Source organism: Methanotorris formicicus Mc-S-70, assembly GCF_000243455.1.
In the GTDB taxonomy this organism is placed as follows: domain Archaea; phylum AGJL01; class Methanococci; order Methanococcales; family Methanococcaceae; genus Methanotorris; species Methanotorris formicicus.
Map to the genome: position 1 here is coordinate 1 of NZ_AGJL01000092.1, position 3,205 is coordinate 3,205.

Below are 3,205 nucleotides of genomic sequence, written 5' to 3' on the forward strand. Positions count from 1 at the left end.
ATTCGATTAGTATTTCATTAACCCCTCTTATTAAACTCCCGAAAAGTATATCATACAAAGAACCGAAAAGATTATTAAGTCTAAGAGAGATATTTTCTCTCTGCGTGTGTATGGCGATTTGTATTTGACGACTATTAGGTAAAACTTAGCTCGCATAAGATTTATTAAACGCTTAATTCTCGGAATTTTAGATTTATCTACGATGTTATTACCTCCAACTATTTTTTTGTAGTAATCTATAATCATATAGTTATATATTTATCTATTTGATGGGAACTACCGTCAATTTGACCTTGATACATTTATAATAATATTTTATAGAGCATTTTTGGCGTTTTTATTTCTCTTATTTTACTGATAGTGTGATTTAACACTATTAAAATTAAAACCAAAAAATAGAAATAGATAGCACTTAAATAACTTATTAAAAAACGGTGAAACCTCCATGCTAACAGCACTTAATAATATACTCACTAATTCTATAAATAGTTTAAGATTTAACTGTTCAGAGGGGTTATCCAAGTTCGCACAGGTTAGAATCATAATAATAAAAATTATTTCGATTTATACTACGATAAAACCACTTAGCAAAAAATCCCATATACTCATTAAATTGTAGATAGGGTCAATTCGATTAAAAGTATTTGAGTTCATAATGAAATTACGGTTTAATTGATGATTGAGTACTTTCTTTGATTCCTATCCCCTCTTTAATATTCTTCACGATCAACTTTTGCCCATCAACTTCAAATCCTCCACTCAGTGGCAGTTCCTTCAAAAATACGTGTGAATCTAGGTCGATGTACGAAAATTCTCCGGTTCCGCATGCCAAGTGAACACTTGGAGATAATCCGACGTTTGATTCCAGCATACACCCAATCATGAGATCTAGACCTGAGGCTTTGGCTACGGCTATTATATCTAAGGCTTCCAGCACTCCACCACATTTGGCAAGTTTGATGTTTATAACATCAACAGCCCTTTCCCTCGCAATATTAAATGCATCAGTGGCTGTGAAAACCGTCTCATCCGCAGCCACGGGAACGGGGGAATTATCCGTTACGTACTTCAAACCTTTAATATTTTGGCAATGTACTGGTTGTTCGAAAAGTGTGACATTGACACCTGCATCCCACACAGAGTTTATAAATTTAACAGCCTCCTTTGGATTATAGCCCTGGTTTGCATCTATTCTTATTTCGCAATCTACAGCCTCACTTACAGCCATGACTCTTTCAAAATCTTCTTTAAAATCTTTGCCTACCTTAATTTTTAACACCTTAAATCCTTTTTTCGAGTATTCCTGTGCTGTTTGAGCGGCTTTTTCAGGAGTGGTTATAGAAATCGTTATGTCTGATTCTATTTCGTCCCTCATCCCACCCAAAAACTTGTAAAGAGGTATTCCAATATACTGGGTATATGCATCAAGTAAGGCATTTTCTATTCCTGCAAAGGCACCGGGATGAAATTTAATTATACTCCTGAGTTTTTTGATTAAGTACCTATAATTCTCAATGGACTCGCCAGCCAGAACTGGAGTAAGATATTTGACGACATCTATAACTGTAGATTGAACGTCTCCTGTAATAACTCCAGAGGATGAAACCTCCCCATATCCAATAGTTCCATCCTCCAGATGAATTTTAATAAGGACATTTTTTGCAACGTCGCACTTCCCTAACGCAATTATAAATGGCTCTTTCAATGGAATATTGAGAGGAACAACTTCTACAGATTTTATCTTCATTATTTTCCCTCCAGATAGTCCATCAACAATTCGAGGAGGTTTTCTGCATCATCCTGGTTCGTCAAATCAAACACTGGAATATCCGAATCTTTGATCAGAGTTTTATTTTCCTCACCCCACACGCAAAGTGCGATCACTTTGGCTCTGGAAAGTTTCTCTATAAGATCCCTTTCCTCTCGCCAGTCTGGTATGGGTAATTCAACACTAAGCCCCATTCTTTGTTTTCTTTGTGGGTCGTGAACGAGTACGACGGCCTGTGGATCTGCTCCGTGCAAAAGAGATAGTGTTACACCGGAGTAACTCGGATGTAGTAAAGCACCCTGTCCTTCAACGAATATCGGATTTTTACCTTTGTTAAACACATCGAGAACCATTTTTTCAACCTGTCCGGCTACGAAATCCGATGGAATCCTATCTATGACTGCTCCAGCATCACAACCAATCATAAGTCCGGTCTGGCCGGTAGCAACGAATCCGACGTTGATACCCTTCTGCCTCGCAAGTTTCCATAGAATGGTAGTGGCACTTCTCTTACCTACTACACAGTCAGTACCCATGCAGAGAACTACCTTAGCGTTTGTTTTGCGTACTCTTTGAAGTCCTATGTCGAGGTCAGAGGGTGGTTTTCTCAAGTCAATGAGCTTAACGCCCCTTGCATCGGCAAGTTCTGCAATTTCTGGAATGTCACTTAAGAACATATGCAAACCAGAAATTACGTCGAGGCCGGCGTTTATGGTAGTTTTGATTTCATCCAGCCAGTCTGTTGGTAATCTACCACCTGGAGGTGCTACGCCAAGTATGAGAACTTTGGCGTTGACGTTATCCAAAGCCTCTTTTACAGAGGAATATATTGGAATATCCTTCTTAATAAACGGAACTACATCACAAACCCGATTACCAGCAAATTTTCTGTCCACAACTCCAACAACGTTGAAAATTTCGCTGTACAAAATGATACCATGGGCGGTTTTAGCGTTTTTTGTATCGAAGTAATCGTGGGTTATTATCAACCCTGGAGTATCTTGATAATAGTCTTTTAGATTCATCTAACCTCCTCCTTAACCTAATAAGAATTCCTATTTAAACTTCAATTTTATTAGTTATATGCCCTTTCCCAAAATTATGGTCATTTCACTATTCTTGCATGATTCCAATGTATCCACTAAACGTCTCAGTTCAGATTTTCATATGACTATATATTCTTTTCCTTAATAAGTATTTCACTATGCTTTTGGCATTTTCTTTTGACTTCCCCAAATCTTAAGAATTTATCCAACCATTCCCATATCGTGGGTAAGCAAAATCAATATTTTCAGAAAATGGTTTCTATTTTCCCTTTTTTAAGTTTACTCATCACCTAACTTTCTAACCTTTATGTCAACATCATTCAATATAACTGACAGTGTTAATGCGATATTTCCATATAGGACTTTCGCAAGCATATTCGAATATAATGAT

At 37.1% G+C, this 3,205-nt stretch carries 3 protein-coding genes; 1 reads left to right on the forward strand and 2 read right to left on the reverse strand.

The features are described from left to right. The first annotated feature begins 445 nt into the window (after window positions 1-445). Window positions 446-619, forward strand: a complete 174-nt coding sequence (locus METFODRAFT_RS10975) for a hypothetical protein (RefSeq protein WP_159089917.1) — start codon at window positions 446-448, stop codon at window positions 617-619. A gap of 42 nt (window positions 620-661) precedes the next feature. On the opposite strand, the gene METFODRAFT_RS09410 is transcribed toward METFODRAFT_RS10975, so the two are convergent. Together METFODRAFT_RS09410 and METFODRAFT_RS09415 are read right to left on the reverse strand one after the other, a co-directional pair. Next, on the reverse strand, window positions 662-1,747 hold the full coding sequence (locus tag METFODRAFT_RS09410) for a dipeptide epimerase (protein ID WP_007045389.1): 1,086 nt from the start codon (window positions 1,745-1,747) through the stop codon (window positions 662-664). After that, on the reverse strand, window positions 1,747-2,793 hold the full coding sequence (locus tag METFODRAFT_RS09415; RefSeq protein ID WP_007045390.1) for a DUF1611 domain-containing protein: 1,047 nt from the start codon (window positions 2,791-2,793) through the stop codon (window positions 1,747-1,749). Before METFODRAFT_RS09415 ends, METFODRAFT_RS09410 begins: the two co-directional genes overlap by 1 nt. Between the last annotated feature and the right edge of the window lie 412 nt (window positions 2,794-3,205).

What these genes read in the sequence shown, in the direction of transcription:
- METFODRAFT_RS10975 (WP_159089917.1), top strand. Translation starts at nt 446, where the DNA reads ATGCTAACAGCACTTAATAATATACTCACTAATTCTATAAATAGTTTA.
- METFODRAFT_RS09410 (WP_007045389.1), bottom strand. Translation starts at nt 1,747, where the DNA reads ATGAAGATAAAATCTGTAGAAGTTGTTCCTCTCAATATTCCATTGAAA.
- METFODRAFT_RS09415 (WP_007045390.1), bottom strand. Translation starts at nt 2,793, where the DNA reads ATGAATCTAAAAGACTATTATCAAGATACTCCAGGGTTGATAATAACC.